A 22,955-nucleotide genomic window follows, 5' to 3' on the forward strand; every position below is an offset into this window, starting at 1 on the left:
CGACGCTCTTCCGATCTGTCATGGGGCTTTGTCTCCCGGCCTTCCCTCGTCGCTCCAGTCGCTTCGCTCCCTGCGCTCCTCAGTCCAGGCCGGGAGGCCCCATGACCATGTTCCAACTGGAGTTCATGCAGCGGGCGTTGATCGCCGGACTGCTGACCGGGCTGTCGGCGCCGGCGATCGGGACCTACCTGGTGCAGCGGCGGTTGTCGTTGATGGGTGATGGCATCGGGCACATCGCGATCACTGGTGTCGCATTGGGCCTGCTCACCGGGAGCGCGCCGGTGCTGACCGCGGTGCTCGTGTCCATCGCCGGTGCGACCGCGATCGAGCTGGTCCGCGCCCGCGGCAAGGCCAGTGGCGACGTAGCGCTCGCACTGCTCTTCTACGGCGGTATCGCGGGCGGTGTGCTGCTGATCGGCCTGGCCGGACAAGGCGCAGCCACTCTGAACACCTATCTGTTCGGTTCACTCACTACGGTGTCGCCCAGCGACCTGTACGTCGTCGTCGGGCTGGCCGTCACGGTCCTGGTCGTGGCGATCGGGTTGGGACCGCAGTTGTTCGCGGTCTGCCAGGACGAGGAGTTCGCTCGTACGACGGGACTCCGGGTCCAGCTGCTCAACCTGGTGATCGCGGTGATGGCCGCCGTGACTGTGACTGTGGCGATGCGGACTGTCGGACTGCTCCTGGTCAGTGCACTCATGGTCGTCCCGGTAGCGACCGCACAGCAGTTGACGCGGTCCTTCCGCAGTACGTTCGTGACCGCGTGCGTAATCGGTGTGGTCGCGTGTCTGGCCGGGATCGTCACGTCGTACAACGCGAATGTGGCTCCGGGCGCGACCATCGTCGTACTGGCGCTGGCCGGGTTCGTGGTGGCGGCAACGATCGGGACGCTGCTGCGGCGGCGGTCCGGGCGGGCGCTGCCGCTGGAGGACGAGGAGCCGGAGATCGGCGTACCGGCGCCGGAGCCGCATGTGGTGAGCGCCGGGCACCCGCACGCACACAATCAGCAGTGCGGCCACAAGAAGGTCGAGCACGGCGACCACGTCGACTATGTGCACGACGGTCACCTGCACGCGGCGCACGGTGATCACTGGGATGAGCATTGATTTGCTGACTTCTGAGACAATCGGTGTGACTTGAGGACAGGAGGAACGGTGGCCATCGGAACACGCTCGACCCGTCAGCGCGCGGCGGTCGCGTCCGCGCTCGACAACCTCGACGACTTCCGGACCGCCCAGGAGATCCACCAGGAGCTCCGGGGCGCGGGCGAGGCCGTCGGCCTGACCACCGTGTACCGGACCCTGCAGGCCCTCGCCGACTCCCGCGAGGTCGACGTCCTGCGCACCACCGACGGCGAGACGGCGTACCGGCGTTGCTCGAAGGGTCACCACCACCACCTGGTCTGCCGCAACTGCGGCCGCACCGTCGAGGTCGAGGGCCCGGCGGTCGAGCGCTGGGCCGACAAGGTCGCGGCCGAGCACGGATACGCCGACGTCAGCCACACCCTGGAGATCTTCGGCACCTGCGCGGACTGCCAGCAGACCGCCTAGGTCAGGAGCCGCGGACCGCCACCATGAAGTGCTGGTACCGCCGGCGTCCTACCAGCCACCAGATGAACCGCACCGGAGCCGGCAGATCGGACAGCATCCGGGCGGACTCGTCAGGGTCAGCGGTCGCGAGCAATTCACCCATCGCGGTGAACCGCTGATCCGGCTTGAATTTGCTGAAGGCAACCTTCCCGAGACGGTCCCACTCGGCCTGCGTGACGCGCGCCGCGATCAGCGGCACCACGTCACGCTCCTCCTCCCCCAGATGCTCGGCGAGCCGGGTGGAGATCGTCTCGAGGGCCGCGGCCAGCGACTCCGACGCGGCGGCGGTCGGCGCGGTCTGCCAGGTCACCAGCCGGCGCCGGGTCGTCTCGACGGCGTCGTGGACGCCGGCATGCTGCTCCTCCATGCGGTGGATCAAGGCTGCGGACGGACGAGCCCGCTCCAGCAGGACGGGCCAGAGCAGCTCGTCCTCGGTCGAGTGATGGGAGTGCAACCCGTCGAGCTGGAAGCCGATGTACTTCGCCACGGCTCCGGCCCGGGACTCCGCGCCCGCGGCCAGGACGTACTCCCTCGACTGCTCGAACCCCCGCCGGATCACCCGGTGGATCAGAGCCATCTCCCACGGATCCGATGCCCTGACGGCGCTGGACGGTGTAGTCATCTCGACCCCCACTGGACTCATTCACTAGTGACTATCACTAGTCAATGACTACTGCTAGTTTGGGTCGGGTGGGCAAGCCTGTCAACACGCCGAAGCGCACCCGTCGCGAGCAGGCGGCGGCGACCCGGGAGCGGATGATCCGGGCCGCGATCGAGGTCTTCACCGAGGCCGGGTACGTCGGGGCGCGGATGAGCGACATCGCCACCCGGGCCGGCGTCGCGGTGCAGACCGTGTACTTCACCTTCCACACCAAGGCAGAACTGCTGCAGGCATGCTTCGACCACGCCGTCCTCGGACCCGACCGGCTTCCCCCGATGGAGCAGCCGTTCATCGCCGACCTCACCACGGCCGCATCCGGCGGGGCGGCACTGTCTGCCTTCGTCCGCGGCAACACGGCGATCCTGACCCGGGTCGCGGCGATCAAGGAGGTCGCCGAGTCGGCGCCACACGAACCCGACGCCGCCGCCGTGGTCGAACGCACCGAGCGGTTACGTCGCGAGGGCCTGGCCCAGATCGTCGACCTGATCGCCGAGCGCTGGGGGCTACGTTCCGGTGTCGACGCGGCCGAGGCCACCGACCTGCTGCTGATGCTCTCCTCGTCGGGGCCGTACCTCACCCTGCGCCGCTACGGCTGGAGCGACGAGAAGTACGCCACCTGGCTGGCCGGCACCCTCACCCGGGATCTCCTCGCCTGACTGTGGCCCAGGTCACCTTTGCCTTTGAGTGCGCTCGAAGGCGTACGGTCGAAGACATGAACACCACGGAGCTGCTCAAGCCGCCGGTCGATGTGCGGTTGCTGGGGCTGCTCGAGCTTCCGGACGACCTGCCGGAGCAGTTGTCGATCGCGGAGGCCGCCGCGATCACCGGGCTCACCGCCCACACCCTGCGGTACTACGAACGGATCGGGCTGGTCCAAGTCGGTCGGGACGACGCCGGTTACCGCAGCTACGACCGGCAGGCGATGGGCCGGATCATGTTCGTCACCCGGCTGCGCGCGTCCGACATGCCGATCGGCACGATCAGTCACTACCTGGACCTGGTCGCGCAAGGCGATCACACCGCCCCGCAGCGGCTCGCGCTGATGGAAGAGCACCGGGCCGGCATCCAGCGCCGGATGCGCGATCTGCAGGTCGCGCTTGCGGTGACCGACTACAAGATCAGCACGTACGGCGGCACTGCCGCTCCGTAGTTCGGGTTCTGCCCGGCCGACGACCACTCATGGTCCGTCGGCGGGCGGAGCCATGCCAAAACCTTCTGAGGAGATAGTCATGAAACTAGGTAGCGAAGGCGCCGAGGTCAGCCGACTCGGACTGGGCTGTATGGGAATGAGCTACGCGTACGGCGAGACCGACGACGCCGAGTCGGTCGCGACGCTGCACCGGGCGCTCGACCTCGGCATCACCTTCCTCGACACCGCCGACATGTACGGCTTCGGCGCCAACGAGGAACTCGTCGGCCGGGCGATCGCGGACCGCCGCGACGAGGTGTTCCTCGCCACCAAGTTCGGCATCATCAACGATCCGCGTGACGCCGCGGCGCGGAGCGTGAACGGATCGCCGTCGTACGTCCGGTCGTCGATCGACAACTCGCTGCGCCGGCTCGGCCTCGACCACGTCGACCTGTACTACCAGCACCGCGCGGATCCCGGCGTACCGGTCGAGGAGACCGTCGGGGCGATGGCCGAGCTGGTGGAAGCCGGCAAGGTCCGGTATCTCGGGCTGTCGGAGTCGTCGGCGGACACCATCCGGCGGGCGCACGCGGTCCACCCGATCACGGCGGTGCAGACCGAGTGGTCCCTGTTCAGCCGGGACATCGAGGAGTCGGTGCTGCCGACGTGCCGGGAGCTCGGCATCGGGATCGTGCCGTACTCGCCGCTCGGACGCGGCATGCTGACCGGCGCCCTGCCGCAGGACCTGGCCGCCGACGACTACCGCCGTACGCTCCCCCGCTTCGCCGACGAGAACCTCGAAGCGAACCTGGCGCTGGTGGAGGAGATCCGCGCGGTCGCCGCACGGTACGACGCGACGCCCGGACAGGTCGCGCTCGCCTGGGTGCTTGCTCAGGGCAACGATGTGGCACCGATCCCGGGAACCAAGCGGCGTCGCTACCTCGAGGAGAACGCCCGCGCCCTATCAGTGGAGCTGTCGGAGGACGACATCCTTTCGCTGTCCAAGCTCACGCCGGTGGGCGCGCGCTACCCGGACATGAACTGGGTCGCCGGGACGACTGCGGCGCAGGACTGATAAACTGACCGCAGTAAGCCTTCCGTACCGGATCTTCTTCCGGCGGGAGGCTTTTCTGCGTTCTCAGACCGTTTGTAGAGGAGACCTATGTTCGTACGGCGAGCCGCTGCGGAGGATCGAGTCGTGCTGGAGCGACTGTGGCTGATGTTCCGCCACGACATGTCCGAGTTCCAGGGACAACTACCGCGGCCGGACGGGAGCTACCGGACCGAGTGGCTGGAGAAGGTGCTCACCGGGGACCCGGACTGGGCCGGGTACCTGTTCTACAGCGGTGAGAGCCCGGTCGGATTCTGCTTCATGCGCGCGCTCACGCAACCGGTGCGGGTGCTGAACGCCTTCTTCATGGTGCGGCCGGTCCGGCGCAATGGGCTTGGATTGCGGGCGGTGCTGGAAGTGCTGGCCCATCACCCCGGACCGTGCGAGGTCGCGTTCCAGGAGAACAACCCGAAGGCCGTCCGGTTCTGGCACCGGGTCGCGACCGAGGTCTCCGGCGACGTCTGGACCTCGGAACGCCGTCCGATCGCCGGGAAGCCGGACGCGACTCCCGATGTGTGGATCTCCTTCAGAACACCACAACCGACCGCAGCACATCTCCGTGATGCATCTTCGTGAACGCGGCCTCCACCTCGTCCAGGGCGATCGTCTCGGAGACGAAGCGGTCCAGCGGTAGCCGGCCCTGCAGGTGGAGGTCGATCAGCAGCGGGAAATCCCGGGTCGGCAGGCAGTCGCCGTACCAGCTCGACTTCAGCGAACCGCCGCGGCCGAAGAAGTCAAGCAACGGCATCTCGAGCGTCATCTCCGGCGTCGGTACGCCGACCAGGACGACGGTGCCGGCCAGGTCCCGCGCGTAGAACGCCTGCTTCCACGTCTCCGGACGGCCGACCGCATCGATCACCACGTCCGCGCCGAACCCACCGGTCAGCTCCTGGACAGCGCTCACGACCCCGTCGTGGTCGAGGCCCTTGGAGTTGATCGTGTGGGTGGCGCCGAGTTCCTGCGCGGTCCGCAGTTTGCGCTCATCGATGTCGATGGCAATGACCTTGGCCGCCCCGGCGAGCCGCGCGCCGACGACTGCCGCCGTACCGACGCCGCCGGAGCCGATCACGGCGACGCTGTCACCGCGGCCGACGTTGCCGGTGTTGATGGCCGCGCCGAGGCCGGCCATCACGCCACAGCCGAGCAGACCGGCGACCTCAGCCTTGGCGGCCGGGTCGACCTTGGTGCACTGGCCGGCCGCGACCAGGGTCTTGTCGGCGAACGCGCCGATGCCGAGGGCCGGGCTGAGCTCGGTGCCGTCGGCCAGCGTCATCTTTTGCTTGGCGTTGTGGGTGTTGAAGCAGTACCAGGGGCGGCCGCGCAGGCAGGCACGGCAGTTGCCGCAGACGGCCCGCCAGTTCAGGACGACGAAGTCGCCGGGCTCGACGTCGGCGACACCGGCTCCGACCGACTCCACGATCCCCGCCGCCTCGTGGCCGAGCAGGAAGGGGAAGTCGTCGTTGATGCCGCCCTCGCGGTAATGCAGGTCCGTGTGGCAGACGCCGCACGCCTGGACCTTCACCACCGCCTCCCCCGGCCCGGGATCGGGGATGGTGATCTCCTCGATCGACACCGGTAGGCCTTTGCCCTTCGCCACCACACCACGCACCGTCTGAGCCATTCCCCGACGCTATCTGGCCTGGGCTTGACTCGCCACCGCCGTACCGAAGAACAGGACGTAGTCGCCTACGTACATCCCACCGCCCGGCTGAACACCGCGGCCGAGGCGTCCGCGAGGCCACCACCTCCTGTTCTTCGGTACACCTCTGTCCACCGGTCGGGGGACAGAGAGTCCACCGGGCGGTGCTCCCGGGGGACGCGGTCCGGACGGGAAGGTTGAGGCATGCAGACAGACGCAGTGAGGGTTCGGGGCCTGGTGAAGCGGTACCCGGACAAGGTCGCGGTCGACGGGGTCGACCTGGACATCCATCGGGGTGAGGTGTTCGCCCTGCTCGGGCCGAACGGGGCCGGCAAGACGACGACCACGGAGATCCTGGAGGGGTATCGCCGGGCCGACGCCGGAGAGGTCAGCGTGCTCGGCACCGACCCGGGTCAGGGCGACCGGGTGTGGCGCAGCCGGCTCGGGATCGTGCTGCAGACCTCGCGCGACGAGGCCGAGTCGACGGTGGCCGAGCTGGTCAACCACTACGCCGCCTACTACCCCGACCCGCGCGACCCGGACGAGGTGATCGCCGCCGTCGGACTGCAGGACAAGCGCAAGACCCGCCCGCGGAAGCTGTCCGGCGGTCAGCGCCGCCGGCTCGACGTGGCGCTTGGCGTCATCGGCAACCCGGAGCTTCTCTTCCTGGACGAGCCGACGACCGGGTTCGACCCCGAGGCGCGCCGGCAGTTCTGGACGCTGATCGAGGACCTGCGCACCGAAGGCACCACGATCCTGCTCACCACCCACTACCTCGACGAGGCCGAGCACCTGGCCGACCGGGTCGGGGTGATCGCGGACGGCCGGATGATCGAGATCGGTACGCCGGAGACGCTCGGCGGGCGCGGAGCCCGGACCGCCCGGGTCACCTGGAGCGACGCCGACGGCCCGCACGAGCTGCGCACCGACCAGCCGACCACCGAGGTCGCCGCGCTGATGCAGCGCTTCGGCGGCGAAGTACCCGAGCTCGAAGTACGGCGCCCGAGCCTGGAAGACATCTACCTGGACCTGATCGGCAAGGCCACCACCGCCGCCGACACCGAGACCGCCGCTGTTGCGATCGAAGCTGGAGCACTCTGATGGCCGACACCCTGACCACCAAGCCGTTGCCCTCGACGCTGTCGGTCGGCCTGGCCCGGACCAAGCTCGAGGTCCGCGAGTTCTTCCGCGAGCGGGAAGCGCTGATCTTCACCTTCTTCTTCCCGATCATCTTCCTCGGCATCTTCTCCGCCGTCTTCGGCAGTACCGACTTCAACGGCGTCAACGCCCCGACCTACTTCACGCCCGGGATGATCGCCTCCGGCATCTTCCTGAGCAGCTTCCAGTCGCTCGCGATCAGCATCTCGCTCGAGCGCGACGAAGGCCTGCTGAAGCGGCTGCGCGGTACGCCGATGCCGCAGCAGGCCTACTTCATCGGCAAGATCGGCCAGGTCCTGATCACCTCGATCCTGCAGATCGCGTTGCTGCTCGCGATCTCCGGACTGCTGCTCGGCGTCGACCTCCCGTCCGAGCCGGCCAAATGGGTCAACTTCGCCTGGATCTTCGTCCTCGGGACCGCGTCGGGAACGGTGCTCGGGATCGCGTTCAGCGTCGTACCGAAGTCCGGCAAGGCCGCGTCCGCGGTGATCACGCCGATCGTCCTGCTGCTGCAGTTCATGTCCGGTGTGTACTTCGTCTACAGCAGCCTGCCGGCCTGGATGCAGACGGTGGCGGAGTTCTTCCCGCTGAAGTGGCTGGCGCAGGGGATGCGGTCGGTGTTCCTGCCGGCCGCGCTGGAGGCGAACGAGCCGGGTGGCTCGTGGCAGCTCGGCCTCGGCGCGGTCGTCCTCACGGTCTGGCTGGTGGTCGGCCTGATCGTCGCCCAGCGCGTGTTCCGCTGGACCCGCCGGGACGCGGGCTGATGAACAACCCCTGCGGTACGACGCCGGCGCCGGTGGCCCGGCGTCGTACCCCTGCCCGGACCGGACCTCGTGTCTGGATCCTGGTGTGGAGGAAGATGGTTGCCGTGGAGACCTCTTCCGGAGCCGGCCAGCCGGTGTGGACCCGGACCCTCGTCGGGTGGCACATCGTGTTCTGGGTGCTACTGGCGATGACGCTCGTACTGTCGTTCTTCGGTGATCTCGACCGGACCCGGCAGGTCGCGTTTGCCGGGGCGGTCGTGGTGCTCGGGGCGGCGTACCAGTTCATCGGTCTGCCGGCGATCGCGTCGCGGCGGGCGCTTCCGGCGTACGTGTACCGGCTGGTGCTGATCGCGTGCCTGATGGTGATGGTCGGGCTGTATCCGCAGGCGGTGTTCCTGATGTTCATCGCATCCGCGCAGATCTGGCTGCTGTGCGAGAGCGTGCGTGAGAGCGCTTGGCTCAGTCTGCTGCTGGTGATCGGTGTCGGCTCGGCTCAATTGTGGAGCGCCGGCTGGGGCTGGGACGCGCTCTGGGAGATCCTGCCGTGGATGCTGGTCAGCCTCGTGGTGAGCCTGCTGTTCGGGATCTGGATCGAGAAGGTGATCACGCAGAGCCAGCAGCGGGCGGTGCTGATCGAGCAGTTGGAGTCGGCCCGGGACGAGCTCGCCGAGGCGCACCACAGCGCCGGTGTGATGGCTGAGCGGGAGCGAATGGCGCGGGAGATCCACGACACGCTCGCGCAGGGGATGACGAGCATCGTGATGCTGGCGCAGGCGGCCGCGGTGGAGCTGCAGCGTGGCGGGACGGACGGAGCCTCGGCTCGGCTGGCCGCGATCGAGGACACCGCCCGGGAGAACCTGGCCGAGGCCCGCGCGTTGGTTGCCGCGTTCACCCCGGTTGCGTTGTCAGAGGCAACGTTGACGGAGGTGCTGCGGCGGCAGGGCGAGCGCTTCGCGGCCGAGACTGGGATCAACGTGCAGGTGTCGTTGGACCTTCCGGATGAGGAGGTCGCGGCGCTGCCGCAGGCGCAGCAGGTGGTTTTGCTGCGGTCGGCGCAGGAGGCGCTGGCGAACGTACGGAAGCACGCTCGGGCGACTCAGGTGCGGATCACGCTGGGGCTGTCTGACGGTGGGGTGTGGATCGAGATCCGGGATGACGGGTCCGGGTTCACCCCGGCCGCGGTGTCGAGTGGGTTCGGGCTGAACGCGATGCGCGGGCGGGTCGAGGAGTCGGGTGGGTCGGTGCAGGTGGAGAGCTCGCCTGGTCACGGCACCCGGATTCAGGTGTTGGTTCCTGCTGGGGAGGATGTGTGATTCGGGTTCTGGTGGTCGACGACCATCCAGTGGTGCGGTCCGGGCTGATCGGGATGCTGGCGGTGACCGACGACATCTCGGTGGTCGGCGAGGCGGGCGACGGCGCGGAGGCTTTGGCGCAGGTCGAGTCGACGAAGCCTGACGTCGTACTGATGGACCTGCGGATGCCGGGCAAGGACGGGGTGTGGGCGACGGGGTCGATCGTGGCCGGCTATCCGTCGACGCGCGTACTCGTGCTGACGACGTACGACACCGACACCGACATCCTGCACGCCGTCGAGGCGGGCGCGGCGGGGTATCTGCTGAAGGACACGCCTCATGCCGACTTGCTGGACGGGATCCGTTCGGCAGCCCGTGGTGAGACGGTCCTGGCTCCGCCTGTCGCGGCTCGGTTGATGTCGCGGTTGCGGACACCTTCGGCGCCGCCGGCTGCGCAGCCGTCACCGCGCGAACTGGAGGTCCTGGCCGCCGTGGCGCGTGGACTGAGCAACGCGGAGATCGGGCGGGAACTGTACATCGGCGAGGCGACCGTGAAGACGCATCTCCAGCGTCTCTTCGCCAAGCTGGACGTCGACGACCGCACCCACGCGGTCACCGTCGCGATCGAACGCGGTCTGCTCCCGTCCCCCGGCCGCTGATCACCGATTGAGGCTGGCGTCCTGGGACGCCGGCTGATCACCGATTGAGGCTGGCGTCCTGGGACGCCGGCTGATCACCGATTGAGGCTGGCGTCCTGGGACGGGCCGTCCAGGCGGTGACGAAGGTCCTGCTCCGCGGGACCACGGCCGACCTGCTGAGCAGCTTGCGGCGTGGGATTCGAGCCTGCCCGTAGCGCGTCGGCCAGCTCGGGATCCCGCTGTGTCGCCTGACTCTCGTTCGCCTGGTTGATGGCGTACTGGGCTGCCTCGCCCACCTGCGTCCGCTCGTCGTAGATCGTGTTCCCCGTGTCGCGCAGGCGGGTACGGGCCTGCGTCACCGTGGTTCTCAGCGATTCACTGGTCTGCTCGACGGCCTTCGAGTGCCGGGACTCGCCGATCTGCACCTGGCTGTTCTCGAAGGCCGCCGCCGACCTCCGGGCCCCTCCGAGCCCCTCCATCGTCTCCCTGACTCCGGCGTCGGCGCGAGCGGTGACGACCTTGAGCTGGTCCAGCCGGGCACGCAGGCCGGTCGACTGCTGCGAACCGGCGTACTCGGGAAGCTGGTCGAGCGCGTCGAGGTGCTTCATGGCCTGATCGAGCCGGCCCCTGCTCTGGGCCAGCCTTTCGCGGATCTCCTCGAGTCCGCGCTGACTGCTGCCGATCCGCGACGACAGCTCACCCGCGGCGACCTGCGACGTCCCGAACGTCCGGCGAACCCGCATGTCCGCGTCGCTCCACTGGTCCATGGTCTGAGGGTCCCGGGTCCGCTGGGCGACCGCCCCGATCTGCTCCGCGGCGTGCTCCGCGGCACGGACGTTCCCGGCGCTCCCGGCCAGTCTCTGGACGTCCTCCAGGTGCCGACCGATGCCCTTGTCGGCCTCTCCCAGGTCGTTGAGCACGTCGCGCATCGTCCTGTTCGTCTCGATCATCGCCTTCGCGATCAGATCGGTCCGTCCGGCGATCTCCGCCTCGTTCGCCATCAGTAGTCGTCCTTCGTCGTTCGCCCGGCTGCTGCTTTGTCCGTGGCAGATCTTCCGATCAGGGTAGACGCGGGTGAGTCCACGACCGTTCCCGCGCCCTAGCCTTCGGCAACTACCTCGTTCGGGACGGCGCCGCCGTACCGCCGGTCGCGCTGGGCGTAGAGCTCGATCGCGCGCCAGAGATCGCGGCGGTCGAAGTCGGGCCAGAGGGTGTCGAGGAAGACCATTTCGGCGTACGCGAGCTGCCAGACCAGGAAGTTCGACGTACGCTGCTCGCCCGACGACCGGACGAACAGGTCCACCTCGGGGATGTCCGGCGCATAGAGGTGCCGCGCGATCGTCTGCTCGTTGATGCGGTCCGGCTTTTGCTTGCCTGCGGCAACATCCCGCGCGATCGACTTCATCGCGTCGGCGATCTCCGCGCGGCCGCCGTAGTTCACGCAGAACTGCAGGGTGATCGTGTCGTTGTCCTTGGTCCGCTCCTGCGCGTTCTCCAGCTCGTCGATCACGCTCTTCCACAACCGCGGCCGCCGCCCGGACCACACCACCCGGACCCCCATCGCGTCCAGCTCGTCCCGCCGGCGGTGGATCACCTCGCGGTTGAACCCCATCAGGAACCGCACCTCTTCCGGCGAGCGCGCCCAGTTCTCCGTCGAGAACGCGTACGCCGAGATGTACTTCACCCCGATCTCGATCCCGCCCTTGATCACATCCAGCAGGCTCGCCTCACCCGCCTTGTGCCCCTCGGTCCGGGGCAGCCCCCGCTGCTTGGCCCACCGCCCGTTCCCATCCATCACGATCGCCACATGCCTCGGAACCAATTCACCCGGGACAGCAGGCGGCCGAGCCCCAGACGGATGCGGCTCCGGCGCAACCACGACCTTCTCCCCGACCCGTGCCTCAACCCGACCCCGACGACGACCCAATGGCGACATACGCAGCAGTCTTTCACCCCCACGAACCCGCCCTGCAGCAACCTGCAACCTGTGGATAACCCACCCGGCCGAACACCCTCCGTATGACACCCTTACACCAACCGCACACAGAACGGAGTCCCACCGCATGACGCGCCGACCGCTCACCACAGCCGTTGTCCTGCTCAGCGCCCTCACCGCGCTCACAGGATGCAACGGCTCCCCCGAAGCCGGACGGCCCAACACAAATCCCACGTCGCCGACCCCTACGCCAACACCAACCGCCCCGTCCACCCCCGCCTGGACTCCGGAGGAAGAGGCAGCTATCACCGCAGCCAAAGCCCGCTACGTCGCCGCGAGAGCAGCTGTCGACAAGACCTTGTCGACGCCGACCAAGGCCGATCGGACAGCATTGGAGAAGGCGGGTAACGGTGGCGCTTGGATGCTGACTGTCCTCCAGGATGTCATCAACTACCAGGACTACGGCTGGTATCAGACAGGGCAGACGAAGGTCACAAACACTGTTGTGACATCGGTCAAATTGAACCTTGAACAGCCCCAAGTCCGGCTGGTGAGTTGCGTCGACAGTTCAGCCATCGTCATCCGGTTCCAGAAGGACGGCAAGCCAGTTCCGCTGGGACCTGGCAACGGCAGGCGGCACAAGGTCGCCTCACAGTTGGTCTACGCCCCGCCGGCTGCCGGAGGGACCAAGATGTGGTGGCTGATGACCGACAAGGCATCAGGCACATGCTGACCCGAGCGTTGCGCGGCGTCGTCACATTGCTCGGCGCATTGGCACTCATGACTCTGGCGCTGACGGCGAATGCCGATGAGAAGCGACCGCCCAAGCCGGGGCCTGATTACGTCTGGGCCTGTGTCGGAAGCGGTCCGTACTGCATGTGGGTCCTCAAGAGCTACGTTCACAAGCCGGGCGCCAAATTGCCTACCGGCGGATCAAAACCCAAAAAGGCGGTCAAACGGGTCTGCCAGCATGGCGGTGCAGCGCAAGCATGCACCTCGACTCTTGGCAACTGGTCGAACAGTCAGCAGTGCTATATGAAGCGTGAGGCACCGCAACCGCCGTTCAGTGATCCTCGGTGGGAACGGCACACGGACGGATCCATCTGGGCTTGTCTTATGGAGCAGGGGTACGACGAGGGCCGACACCTCGTGACGAAGTGGGTCTGGCTTCCTGGGGAGCCGGACACGGTCGTGATTGATCCGGTGACGGTTGCCTACAGAGCAGTGGCGATGATGCGGTTGGCTCCGCCGCTGGTGAAGACTGCGCCGGGGGTCGGACAGATCGGTCTGGTGAATATGCCGGTGTGGCTGTGGGTGGACAAGACCGAGAACACCTGGGGGCCGATTGTGCGGACTGCAACTGTGCCGGGGTTGTCGGTTACGGCTACTGCACACGTCAAGGCAGTCAACTGGTCGCTTGGGGACGGGAGCACGATTCGGTGTGAGGGCGCGGGTACGCCGTACGACAAGGCTGTGGGGGTGAAGGACTCGCCTGATTGTGGGCATCGGTACAAGAAGACGTCCAAGGCATTGCCCAAGTGCCTGTATCCGGTGACCGCGACCGCGCAATGGGACATCACGTGGCAGAGCACTCTGGGTGACACCGGGCAGATTTCGATGACGCAGCAGGCGGCCACCCAGTTGCGGATCGGGGAAGCTGTGCCGGTGCTGGTTGATCCGGACGGCGGTTCCCAGCCGGCTGCGCCGGCTAAGGCGGCATGTTGATGCGGGTGGGCGCGCGGAGCCGTGGGATGAGATTTCAGGCGATTGCAATCCGAACATGCCAGGGCCGACTTATACACGGATCTACTTGCTGCCGCGGATGAGCGGCAGGTCTCGCCCGGTGGGCCGGCTGTAGTCGGACCTGACGGGACGCGAGGAGCTCCCGCCGCTGGTGTTCAAGGCGGTTCAGCACGTGATCGAGGCCATGCGAGGGGGAATGGCAGTCAAGATCTCGCCGTTGCGGCCCGAACCACCGATCGACGAGGCGGCCGACGCGATCGCAATGGGCCGGGACGATTTCCGTTCGTACGTTGCCGATGGGGCCGTTTCACTCCGGTCGACGGAGTACGTCGACTGGGTCCGCCTGGACGAAGTGATCGCGTGGGACAACAAGCGCCGTGAGGAGCGCGGCGCTCCAGGAACTGCTCGACGAGGAGCCCTGGGACGAACCCGGCGCCGATCAGCGGCCGTCATGACCGAGTCGGCCACCGATGGCCCGGCACAACCGGAGCGCGCTTCCTCGACGCCAACGTGATTCGTGGCTAGATGACCAACGACATTCTGCTGTCGGTGGCACACCGCGACGTCTTCTCCCCTCGGTGGTCCGAACACGTCCTCGAAGAGATGCGCCGTAACCGGCCCGAAGGAGTCTCCGAGGAGAAGATCGACCAGCGCATCGCCAGGATGAACAAGGTCTTTCCGACGGCGATGACACGCCCTCTCCCGGAGGGTCTGGAATCCCGGCCGATCCAAAGGACAAGCACGTACTCGCGGCCGCTGTGCACAGCCAGTCGGACGTCCTGGTCACCGACAACATCAAGGACTTCCACCCGCCGTCGACCGGACCGCACGCGATGCGCGTCGAGAAGCTGTCCCAGTTCCTCAATCGCAAGCTCCAAGAGGATCCCGAGCGCGTCCAGTCGGCCTTGCAGGCCATGGTCAGCCGCAACAAGCGCGAGCCTCGAACCATGTCCAGGCTCCTGGACAAGATGGCCGCCCAACCAGAGCTCCGCCCCTTCGCGCAGAACCTCAACGCGGTCGTGGCACCCGAGCAACGCGGCACCGCCGAAGTCCTCACCGCCAACCAGCGAGACACCGCGACAGCAGTAGCGGTCGACGGCGTCGCGCCACTGACCGGTGCGGCGCATGCTCCGACCAGCACACCCGAGGCTCGCAAATCGACGCAACAGAGCCAGGAGAAGGCACGGGTGCCGAGCAGGGGCAGTGATGCCGAGCGCTTGGCAAGGCTCGGACTGCCGTCGGGACTTGTCGACGCCGCCGTCAGACGGAGCTGTAGCTGAGCCGGCGGGTGGGAGATGCCGTCCGGCCGCGGTGAGCGGCGGCGCCTGCCGTGGCCGCTTGCAGGGGCCTTGTCAGCCAGTGCAGCTGCGTACTGGAGGTTGGGAGGTAGTTGGGCCGCCGGCGGGATCGACCAGCACCGGTCGCAGGTCGGTCACGCGCAGAGGAACGGACCGGCTGAAGTCCATGGGGATGTCGCCTTGCATGCCGCCGCCGGTCCAGTGGACGTTCCAGTAGGCGGTGGCGGTGATCTGGTAGGTGCCGGACTTCTCGCAGCGTGAGGTCGTCCGGTACTTGTGGCCGCAGGTTGGGGATGCCGGGATCTCCTTGAGCGATTTGCCTTCGGCCATCGCGCGGCTGAACGGCGTACCTGCGCCCTTGCAGGTCACGGTCTCGCCGCCGCCCATCGACCACTCGATGCGGTCGACTGTTCCGGTCGCCTCGATCGCAACGCCGCCGACGGCAGCGCGCTTGGTCTGCGGGCCTGTCGTCGTCGGCCCTGGATCGGTCACCCCCATCCAGACCGGTACGTTGACGATTCCTTCGTGCGTGGCGCTCTGCACGTACGGCGACAACCCGAGCTGCGGCGCGATGAAGGTCATCGTCTCCACCACCTGCTGCGCCGCAACCCGCGGATCGATGGTCTGAGTCTGCCCGGGTTCACGGATCACCGACTCGAACCTCTCAATACCCTGCGGCCGGCCATCGACGACCCCGAGGATCACCCAGCACCGATAGAACTTCGTACCCGACGGATAGCCACTAACCGGATTCACCAACGACGACGGCGCATCCTGCGGCGTCAGATAACACCCCGAAGCCGCATCAAAGAACCCATCCGCCGTCCGACAAGGCACCGCCTGCCCCTTGAAGACACACTTGGCCCCACCAGGCTTCTTCGTCCCAGGCGTCGTCTGCGTGGACTCCGAGGCCGGATCGCCGTCATCGCCCGCGGTCAGCTCACACTGACCAGTCACCCGGTTGATGACACAGTCGGGTTCCCCGGTCTCGGGAGGGTTCAGGACAGCAGCTGTCGCAGTCGACGCACTGAGAAAGAAGAAGACCGTCGACGCGGCAACGAGCTTGCGTATCAACACGTCCCGGCCTTCCTGCTCTTCGGATAGTCAGCCTTCCAAACGCCTTGGGTGCGGCGCATACGCATCTCGTCGATGGATTGGGGAGGTGTCCCCGGCGCCTTCACGCTCTTGCCGTTGGCATCGACCGCGGTCGCTTTGGAGGAGTCGACACACGCCTGGAGGGTCAGGTCGTTGATCTGGCCGCCGGCATCCGGCTCGCCGACCGTCGCCGCCTTGACCCAGACGACCTGCTGACTGCCGACGCTGTGCCACTTCTTGCCTCTGAAAGTCTCTGCCTGGTTGAGTTCGGCCGCGAGCATCACTCCGCTGGCGTGCTTCTTCAGCTCAGCGACATTCACGCCCCCGCTGGCGTAGGCGACATCGGTCGCGGCGATGAACTGGCGGTAGGCGGTGGACGCAGCCGCCACGGCGGTGTCCTCCGCTGAAGCCGTTGGTGTCGGATCGGCCGTAGCCGTCGACGGGGTGAATGGGGTTGGCGTTGGGGATGAGTTGGTGCCGCAGGCCGAGAGGGAGGCGACGGTCAGGGTGAGGACCGCTGCTGCGACGGCTCGGCTGGGCATGGGTTCCTCCGCGTCGGACCGGTTACTGAGTGTGTAACTCTGCCATACCGGCGGTTCGCGGCGTGCGGGTTATCCACAGGTTGCACCTTCCTGCGGGCTTGGGTTGGCGAGGGCGTCGTTCCGGTTGTCGGAGTACGTCGGATGGGCGCAGCGACGGGACCGGTTGAACACGGCGTTTCCGCAGGCCATGGTGTCGGGCTACGAGCATCTCGAGCCCGCCGTGCAGAACGTGGGGCACACACCCGAACCTGACCGGCGGGGGCGAGAAGTCCGCGACCGCTGTCGCACTCGAAGGGGGCGCACCAGCGGCCGGCGCTGCTCATGCGCCAACCAATGCCCCGCAGGCTCGCAACTCCATCCAGCCGGATCACGAGCGCGGGAAGAGCGCCGAACAGGAGCAGTAATCGGGCCTGTCAGGTGCCTGTGCCTGTTGTTAGGTCTAGGTGGGGTAGGGAGCGGAGTTGGTGGTCTTGGTGGTAGGTGAAGAAGGCGGCTATTAGGCCGGTGGCTTCTCGGCGGGTTCTGGGGTCGGCGCGGAGGGCGGTGGGCCAGTCGCCGGTGAGGAGGGCGGCCAGGTGGGCGACTGTGGTGGGGGCGGGCATGGCTGAGGCGGGTGGGCGGCAGGTTGAGCAGACCATGCCGCCGGAGGCGGGGTTGAAGGCTCGGTGGGGGCCTGGTTCGCCGCAGCGGGCGCAGTCGGCGAAGGAGGGGGCGTAGCCGGAGATCGCCAGGGAGCGGAGGAGGAAGGAGTCCAGGACCAGGGCGGGTTCGCGTTCGCCGGTGGACAGGACGCGGAGGGCGCCGGCCAGCAGGAGGTGCTGCTGGGTGGCGGGTTCCTTCTCCTCGACGACAAGGCGGTCGGCGGTTTCGAGCAGGACCGTGCCGGCCGTGTACCGGGCGTAGTCGCCGACGATGCCCTCGCCGTACGCCGCGATCGACTCGGCCTGCGTGACGACGTCGAGGGTGCGGCCCGTGGCCAGCTGCAGGTCGACGTGGCTGAACGGCTCCAGCCGCGCGCCGAAGCGGGACGACGTACGGCGGACTCCCTTGGCGACGGCGCGGATCTTGCCGCGGCCGCGGGTCAGCAGCGTGGCGATCCGGTCTGCCTCACCCAGCTTCTGGGTGCGCAACACGATCGCCTGATCCCGGTAGAGCGGCACGAGGTCAGTGTCTCACCCGCGACCGACATACTCCTCGAGGCTGATCGGACGGCTGCCGGTGATGTCCTCGACCGCGGTCGACACGTGGCTCAGCTCGCCGCTCGCAATGGCGGCGTACGACGTGACCCAGCCGGCGACCTCCCACGCGGGAGCGCCGTAGCACTCGCGGGAGCGGTACGCCTCGTCGAGGGTCTCGGGCTCGTAGCGGATCTTCCGCCCCCACGCCTCCGTGAGTACGGCGGCCGCCTCGGCCAGCGTGAAGGCGGCCGGACCGGTGAGGTCGTACGTCGCCCCGCTGTGCCCCGGGTCCACCAGCACCCGGGCCGCCACCGCCGCCACGTCGTCGCGCGCGACCGAGGCAGTACGACCGTCGCCGGCCGGACCCCGGATCACGCCGTCCGCACCGGCGAACCCGGGCACGAAGTCGAGATAGAGGTTGTCCCGCAGGAAAGTGAAATCGACTCCGGTGGACCGGATGTGCTGCTCGGTGTGCCAGTGGTCCCGGGCGAACGTGAACGTCGCCCCCGGCGCGGCACTCGCGAACGACGTGTACACGATCCGCGAGACCCCGGCCGCCACCGCCGCATCGACCGTTGCCTTGTGCAACGCAACCCGATCGGCCGATTCCGTTGCACTGAGCAACATCAGCACCTCGACGCCGTCCAGGGCGTCCAGCAGCGCGTCATGTTCGCCGTACGCCGCCTGCACCACCGAAGCACCGGGGAGCGACGGTGCCCGCCCGGGGTCCCGGACGACCAGCCGCTGCGGTACGCCGGAATCCGCCAACCGGCGAGCGATCCGGGAACCGAGCTGACCGGTCGAACCGGTGACGCCGATCACTTCCCCACCAGATCCATTCCACCCTGGGCGTACCGCTGCCCCGAGACCGCGTCGGCCGGGAACGCCTCGTCCAGCGCGGCCAGCTCCGCAGGTGTCAGCGAGACGTCGGCCGCACCGAGGTTCTCGGCCAGATACTTGCGCCGCTTCGTCCCCGGGATCGGCGCAACATCATTGCCCTGCGCAAGCAACCACGCCAGCGCCAGCTGGCCGGGCGTGACGCCCTTCGCGGCAGCCAACGACTGGACCTGGGCGACCAGGTCCAGGTTGCGCTGGAAGTTCTCCCCGGTGAACCGCGGCAGCCCGCGCCGCATGTCGTCCGGCTCGAAGTCGTCGGGCGACTTGAGCTGCCCGGTGAGGAATCCGCGGCCCAGCGGGCTGAACGGCACGAACCCGATCCCGAGCTCCCGCAGCGTCGGCAGTACGACGGTCTCCGGGTCGCGCGTCCACAGCGACCACTCGCTCTGTACGGCGCTGATCGGGTGCACCGCGTGCGCGACCCGGACCGTGTCGCCGTTCACCTCGGACAGGCCGAGGTACCGCACCTTGCCCGCCTCGACCATAGAAGCCATCGCGCCGACGGTCTCCTCGATCGGCACCTGCGGGTCCCGGCGATGCAGATACCACAGGTCGATGTGGTCCACGCCCAGCCGGCGCAGAGAGGCATCGATAGCCTCCCGCGCATACGAAGGCGATCCGTCGACGACCGACGGCACCGCAGTGGCACTCGCCGGCCGCTTGAAACCGAACTTCGTCGCGAGCACCACCTGGTCGCGGCGGCCGGCCAGGGCGCGGCCGACGAGTTCCTCGTTCGCGCCGTCGCCGTACACGTCGGCGGTGTCGATGAAGGTGCAGCCCGCGTCGATGGCCGCATGCAGGGTGGCGACGGACTCGGTCTCGTCCGAGGTCACGCCGTAGGACTGGGACATCCCCATGCAGCCGAGGCCGAGGCAGGAGACGGTCAGGTCACCGAGCTGGGATTCACGCATGCCCCGAACCTACCGCCGGGACCCGTTGCGCTGGGCAACACCCTCCGGATGATCACCGTCCGTGACACCGGCATTGCTGCCTAGACAACAACTCTGTGACATTTCGCCACGGCTCGCCACCGTGACCACGCCATTCCGTATGTTCAGGCGGGGCGGCGACACACTGGGGGTGGCTGGACGGATGTTCGTACGACAGGCGCTGCGGTACCGGTGGTCCCAGGCGCTGGTGCTGGCCGGCATCAGCCTGCTGATCGGGACCTGCGCGGTGTTCGGGCCGTGGTTCGCCCGCGCCGTCCAGCAGACCGTGATGACCGAGACCCTGTCCGGGCAGCGCCTGTCGGCCGCGTGGCAGCTCGAGACCAGTCCGGCGCGGAGCTCCTCGACGAACCCCCAGCCCGAGGACCTGACGAAGTTGGTCCCCGCCGACATCGGGCCGCTCTTCACCAAGCCCGTGCTGGGCATTCACAGCGACGTCAACTGGCGCGACGCGCCAGAGCCGATCGTCAGCCGGCTGCTGTGGCGGGACGGGTACTGCGCCGAGATCGTCGTGGTCGCTGGCCGGTGCCCGAGTGGACCGAACGAAGTGATCGTCTCGACGGTCGACGAGAAGACCTGGGGTCTCGAGCCTGGCAAGACCCTCCCGGTGGTCCCGGAGACCTCAGACGTCGGCGGCACCCTCAAGGTCGTCGGCCTGTACCGCCCGAAGGACAGCGAGGCGGACTACTGGTTCGGTCGCCCACCCGTCGGTCACTCCCATCCCCCGATCGACAAGCAGCCGGGTGAGTCCGACTATCTGCTGACCGACCGTACGACGTTCGCCGGCAACACCTGGAGTCAGCACACGACCCTGGACACCAGGCCGGCGCCGGGAGTGGCAAGGCTCGACGACCTGGACCGCCTCGAAGCGGCATCGTCCGCGGTCAAGGTCAAAGCCACCGAACTCGGTGCGGAGAACACCTCAGGCCTGCAGGGCGTGCTCGAGCGGATCCGGAACGAGCGCGCACAGGCCGCCACGATCATCCCGCTGGTGATGGTGCAGGTCGCTCTGTTCGGACTGGTCGTCCTCGCCCTGGCCCTCGCTGTGGTGGTCGACCAGCGGCGGCCGGAGATCGCGGTCGCCCGCCTTCGCGGATCCACTGCCCGCCGGACCGGCCGATCGTTGTCCGTGGAGCTCGGCCTGCCAGTGCTCATGGGAACACTCGCCGGCGCACCGGTCGGCTTCGCGCTCCTACTGATCGTCCGGGCGACTTGGCTGCACCATGGCTCCCCTATCGAGCTCCCTTGGACTGTCCCGGTTGCGCTGCTCGCGGTTGCGGTCGTCGCCCTCGGTGTCGTGGTGCTCCAGGTGCGCGGCGTCGTACGGCAGCAGATCTCCGCCCTGCTGCGGCGAGTGGCGCCACACCGCCGGGGCCGGACGCTGGGCATGGTCGACCTGGCGATCATCGTGCTCGCTATCGCGGGGCTCGTGTCCGGGTTGACCGGTTCGGGCCGGGGTCCGCTGCCTGTGCTCGCGCCGGCGCTGCTGGCCCTCGCCGTCGGGCTCACCTTCGCCCACCTGCTCCTCCCGATCGCGGGCCTCATCAGCCGGCGAGCCTTGCGCCGGGGACGCCTGGGCCTGGCATTAGGAGCGCTGCAGATCTCCCGCAGGCCTGCCGTCACGCGCATCGTCGCAGCGGTCGCGGTGGCCGCCGCGTTGGTCGTGTTCGCCGGCCAGGCCGCATCGGTCGGCCAACACAACCGGGAGTTCCGCGCCGGCTACGAGACCGGCGCCGAGGGGGTGCTGCGGGTGAATGCCGGCTACCTGAGCAAGTTCACCCAGGCGATCGACAAGATCGACCCGGACCGCCACTGGCTCACGCCGGTCGTGGTCACGCGCCCACCGTCGCCCGACTCGCTGCAGACGATGATGATCGAACCGGACAGCTTCCAGCGGATCGCGTACCGCGGCGACCGGCTCACCGACGCCGAAGGGTTCCGCAAGCTGTCGGCGCCGAACGTCCCGCCGATCGAGTTCCGCAGTACCCAGCTGACGATCACGGCCTCGACCGGAACGATGACGCCGGTACAGCCGAAAACAGTCAACAACGGCCAGCAGCCGGTGCCGCAACCCGCCGCGAGGTCCATCCGCGTGGTCGCGAACGTCGTCAACCTGAGCACCGGCGCACGCAACCTCCTCACCTTCCCGCGACTGCCGCTGGGTCGGCAGGCTGAGTTGGAGGCCAAGATCGACTGCCGGGACGGATGCCAACTCCTCCGGCTCGGGATCAGCCGCGACCTCGACGACCAGGCGGGGATCCGCGGCGACGTACAGATCGAGAAGCTGTCCAGCGACGACCACCCGTCCATCGCGCTCGGTCAGCCCGAGGACTGGCAGCCCGTCAAGCAACCCGACTCCAGCCAGGACTCGATCGAAGCCGTGTCCGGCGGTGCGCTCACCCTGGCGGTGACGAACCTGGGCGGCGACCAACTCCTGCAGTACGCGTCCGTGCCGCCGGTGACCCCCGCGCTGGTGACGCCGGACTATCGGTACGACGCCTCGGCAACGACGCCCGGCTTCGACGGCGCACCGATCGCGCTGGCCAAGCTCGACCGGCTCGACGGACCGGTCAACCGGTTCCCGCTCCGCACCGCCGTCGTCGACCTCGAGACGGTACGGCGCCTCGCCGGGACCGTGGACGAAGCCTCGACGGAGTTCGAGCTGTGGCTGAATGCCGACGGTTTGGCGAAGGTCGACACGATCGTCGATCAGCTCCGCGCGGACGGGTTCGCACCAGAGCTGATCGATCGCCGGACCGACCGGACCGCGTCGTACGGGCGGTCTGCGAGTGCACTGGCGCTGCAGCTGACCCCTGTGGTCGGGATAGCGGGTTGGGCGCTGGCAATCGTCGTACTGCTGCTCACAGTGGTGACGTCGTGGCGGTCGCGGGCTCAGGACTACGCGAGCCTGCGGATCACCGGCGTACCGGCCAGCACCACTGGGCGAGCTGCTCGGTGGGAGCAGACCGGTCCGGTGGCACTGGCTGTGCTGCTGGGGTCGGTGTGTGGTGTGGTCGGGGCGCAGATCGCGTTGCCGTTGATACCGCTGTTCGCTGACACCGGTGGGCCGATACCGCTGGAGCTCAATACCAACTGGCCGGTCGCACTGCTGCTCTGGCTCGCAGGTACGGCGGTACTCGCGACAGTGACGCTCTTGCTGGGGACCGGGGTCAACAGGCGCGCCGGGTTCGCCCGCATCCGGGAGGACCTCACATGACAGTGTCATTGCCGCGCCTCCGGCGCCGCGGGTCATGGGGCTGTTACTCCCGGCCTTCCCTCGTCGCTCCAGTCGCTTCGCTCCCTCCGCTCCTCAGTCCAGGGCGGGAGGCCCCATGACC

General features: G+C 68.1%; 24 protein-coding genes. 15 read left to right on the forward strand and 9 right to left on the reverse strand.

All coding sequences use genetic code 11. From position 1 onward, the window contains the following. Positions 1–101: 101 nt before the first annotated feature. Both AB0E63_RS43665 and AB0E63_RS43670 read left to right on the forward strand, forming a co-directional pair. A complete protein-coding gene (locus AB0E63_RS43665) occupies positions 102–1,106 on the forward strand; it encodes a metal ABC transporter permease (protein ID WP_360379965.1) in 1,005 nt (334 codons plus the stop codon). A 48-nt stretch (positions 1,107–1,154) separates the two neighbouring features. Beyond that, positions 1,155–1,550, forward strand: coding sequence for a Fur family transcriptional regulator (locus tag AB0E63_RS43670; RefSeq protein WP_360379968.1), 396 nt, complete (start codon positions 1,155–1,157; stop codon positions 1,548–1,550). A 1-nt stretch (position 1,551) separates the two neighbouring features. Here AB0E63_RS43670 and AB0E63_RS43675 read toward each other — a convergent pair whose 3' ends face one another. Then, entirely contained in the window at positions 1,552–2,211 is a 660-nt protein-coding gene (locus tag AB0E63_RS43675; protein ID WP_360379971.1) for a hemerythrin domain-containing protein, read from the reverse strand. A gap of 68 nt (positions 2,212–2,279) precedes the next feature. Here AB0E63_RS43675 and AB0E63_RS43680 point away from each other — a divergent pair, with 68 nt between their 5' ends. The 4 genes from AB0E63_RS43680 to AB0E63_RS43695 all read left to right on the forward strand — a co-directional run bounded on the left by AB0E63_RS43680 (position 2,280) and on the right by AB0E63_RS43695 (position 5,066). Beyond that, positions 2,280–2,906: a TetR/AcrR family transcriptional regulator gene (locus AB0E63_RS43680; protein ID WP_360379973.1), complete on the forward strand. Its 627-nt coding sequence runs from the start codon at positions 2,280–2,282 to the stop codon at positions 2,904–2,906. A 56-nt stretch (positions 2,907–2,962) separates the two neighbouring features. Further along, positions 2,963–3,400 carry a MerR family transcriptional regulator gene (locus AB0E63_RS43685; protein ID WP_360379976.1) on the forward strand — a complete coding sequence of 146 codons (438 nt, stop codon included), beginning with the start codon at positions 2,963–2,965 and terminating at the stop codon, positions 3,398–3,400. 79 nt (positions 3,401–3,479) lie between these two features. After that, positions 3,480–4,454: an aldo/keto reductase gene (locus AB0E63_RS43690; RefSeq protein ID WP_360379980.1), complete on the forward strand. Its 975-nt coding sequence runs from the start codon at positions 3,480–3,482 to the stop codon at positions 4,452–4,454. Positions 4,455–4,577: 123 nt separating this feature from the next. Next, positions 4,578–5,066: a GNAT family N-acetyltransferase gene (locus AB0E63_RS43695; RefSeq protein ID WP_360379982.1), complete on the forward strand. Its 489-nt coding sequence runs from the start codon at positions 4,578–4,580 to the stop codon at positions 5,064–5,066. Here AB0E63_RS43695 and AB0E63_RS43700 read toward each other — a convergent pair. Beyond that, positions 5,017–6,111, reverse strand: a complete 1,095-nt coding sequence (locus AB0E63_RS43700) for an S-(hydroxymethyl)mycothiol dehydrogenase (protein ID WP_360379985.1) — start codon at positions 6,109–6,111, stop codon at positions 5,017–5,019. The two genes, AB0E63_RS43695 and AB0E63_RS43700, sit on opposite strands and share 50 nt — an antisense overlap. A 222-nt stretch (positions 6,112–6,333) precedes the next feature. Between AB0E63_RS43700 and AB0E63_RS43705 the strand changes: the two genes are divergently transcribed. The 4 genes from AB0E63_RS43705 (at position 6,334) to AB0E63_RS43720 (ending at position 10,002) form a co-directional block, all read left to right on the forward strand. Further along, positions 6,334–7,230, forward strand: coding sequence for an ABC transporter ATP-binding protein (locus AB0E63_RS43705; RefSeq protein WP_360379987.1), 897 nt, complete (start codon positions 6,334–6,336; stop codon positions 7,228–7,230). Continuing rightward, entirely contained in the window at positions 7,230–8,051 is an 822-nt protein-coding gene (locus AB0E63_RS43710; RefSeq protein WP_360379990.1) for an ABC transporter permease, read from the forward strand. Before AB0E63_RS43705 ends, AB0E63_RS43710 begins: the two co-directional genes overlap by 1 nt. A 104-nt stretch (positions 8,052–8,155) precedes the next feature. After that, a complete protein-coding gene (locus tag AB0E63_RS43715) occupies positions 8,156–9,364 on the forward strand; it encodes a sensor histidine kinase (RefSeq protein WP_360379992.1) in 1,209 nt (402 codons plus the stop codon). Then, on the forward strand, positions 9,361–10,002 hold the full coding sequence (locus AB0E63_RS43720; RefSeq protein WP_360379995.1) for a response regulator transcription factor: 642 nt from the start codon (positions 9,361–9,363) through the stop codon (positions 10,000–10,002). The genes AB0E63_RS43715 and AB0E63_RS43720 overlap by 4 nt, the downstream gene beginning before the upstream one ends. A 74-nt stretch (positions 10,003–10,076) precedes the next feature. Here AB0E63_RS43720 and AB0E63_RS43725 read toward each other — a convergent pair whose 3' ends face one another. Continuing rightward, positions 10,077–10,982, reverse strand: coding sequence for a hypothetical protein (locus tag AB0E63_RS43725; RefSeq protein ID WP_360379998.1), 906 nt, complete (start codon positions 10,980–10,982; stop codon positions 10,077–10,079). Between the two features lie 98 nt (positions 10,983–11,080). Beyond that, positions 11,081–11,917, reverse strand: a complete 837-nt coding sequence (locus tag AB0E63_RS43730) for an isoprenyl transferase (protein ID WP_360380001.1) — start codon at positions 11,915–11,917, stop codon at positions 11,081–11,083. A gap of 127 nt (positions 11,918–12,044) precedes the next feature. Between AB0E63_RS43730 and AB0E63_RS43735 the strand changes: the two genes are divergently transcribed. The 4 genes from AB0E63_RS43735 to AB0E63_RS43750 all read left to right on the forward strand — a co-directional run bounded on the left by AB0E63_RS43735 (position 12,045) and on the right by AB0E63_RS43750 (position 14,940). Beyond that, a complete protein-coding gene (locus AB0E63_RS43735) occupies positions 12,045–12,650 on the forward strand; it encodes a hypothetical protein (RefSeq protein WP_360380004.1) in 606 nt (201 codons plus the stop codon). After that, entirely contained in the window at positions 12,611–13,642 is a 1,032-nt protein-coding gene (locus tag AB0E63_RS43740; RefSeq protein WP_360380007.1) for a hypothetical protein, read from the forward strand. The genes AB0E63_RS43735 and AB0E63_RS43740 overlap by 40 nt, the downstream gene beginning before the upstream one ends. 214 nt (positions 13,643–13,856) lie before the next feature. Then, a complete protein-coding gene (locus AB0E63_RS43745) occupies positions 13,857–14,174 on the forward strand; it encodes a hypothetical protein (protein ID WP_360380010.1) in 318 nt (105 codons plus the stop codon). Positions 14,175–14,418: 244 nt separating this feature from the next. Then, positions 14,419–14,940 carry a hypothetical protein gene (locus AB0E63_RS43750; RefSeq protein ID WP_360380012.1) on the forward strand — a complete coding sequence of 174 codons (522 nt, stop codon included), beginning with the start codon at positions 14,419–14,421 and terminating at the stop codon, positions 14,938–14,940. A 72-nt stretch (positions 14,941–15,012) separates the two neighbouring features. On the opposite strand, the gene AB0E63_RS43755 is transcribed toward AB0E63_RS43750, so the two are convergent. From AB0E63_RS43755 to AB0E63_RS43775, 5 genes are all read right to left on the reverse strand, one after another. Continuing rightward, complete coding sequence (locus AB0E63_RS43755) at positions 15,013–15,915, reverse strand: hypothetical protein (protein ID WP_360380014.1); 903 nt, start codon at positions 15,913–15,915, stop codon at positions 15,013–15,015. Between the two features lie 113 nt (positions 15,916–16,028). Next, complete coding sequence (locus AB0E63_RS43760) at positions 16,029–16,442, reverse strand: hypothetical protein (protein WP_360380017.1); 414 nt, start codon at positions 16,440–16,442, stop codon at positions 16,029–16,031. A 566-nt stretch (positions 16,443–17,008) separates the two neighbouring features. Then, positions 17,009–17,755, reverse strand: a complete 747-nt coding sequence (recO, locus tag AB0E63_RS43765; protein WP_360380019.1) for a DNA repair protein RecO — start codon at positions 17,753–17,755, stop codon at positions 17,009–17,011. 12 nt (positions 17,756–17,767) lie between these two features. After that, positions 17,768–18,595: an SDR family oxidoreductase gene (locus AB0E63_RS43770; protein ID WP_360380021.1), complete on the reverse strand. Its 828-nt coding sequence runs from the start codon at positions 18,593–18,595 to the stop codon at positions 17,768–17,770. After that, positions 18,592–19,581, reverse strand: a complete 990-nt coding sequence (locus AB0E63_RS43775) for an aldo/keto reductase (RefSeq protein ID WP_360380023.1) — start codon at positions 19,579–19,581, stop codon at positions 18,592–18,594. Before AB0E63_RS43775 ends, AB0E63_RS43770 begins: the two co-directional genes overlap by 4 nt. A gap of 181 nt (positions 19,582–19,762) precedes the next feature. On the opposite strand from AB0E63_RS43775, the gene AB0E63_RS43780 reads away from it, so the two are divergent. Continuing rightward, on the forward strand, positions 19,763–22,834 hold the full coding sequence (locus AB0E63_RS43780; protein ID WP_360380026.1) for an FtsX-like permease family protein: 3,072 nt from the start codon (positions 19,763–19,765) through the stop codon (positions 22,832–22,834). Positions 22,835–22,955 lie beyond the last annotated feature (121 nt).

Origin of the sequence: Kribbella sp. NPDC026596 (genome assembly GCF_040638415.1) — a bacterium.
Lineage (GTDB): Bacteria > Actinomycetota > Actinomycetes > Propionibacteriales > Kribbellaceae > Kribbella.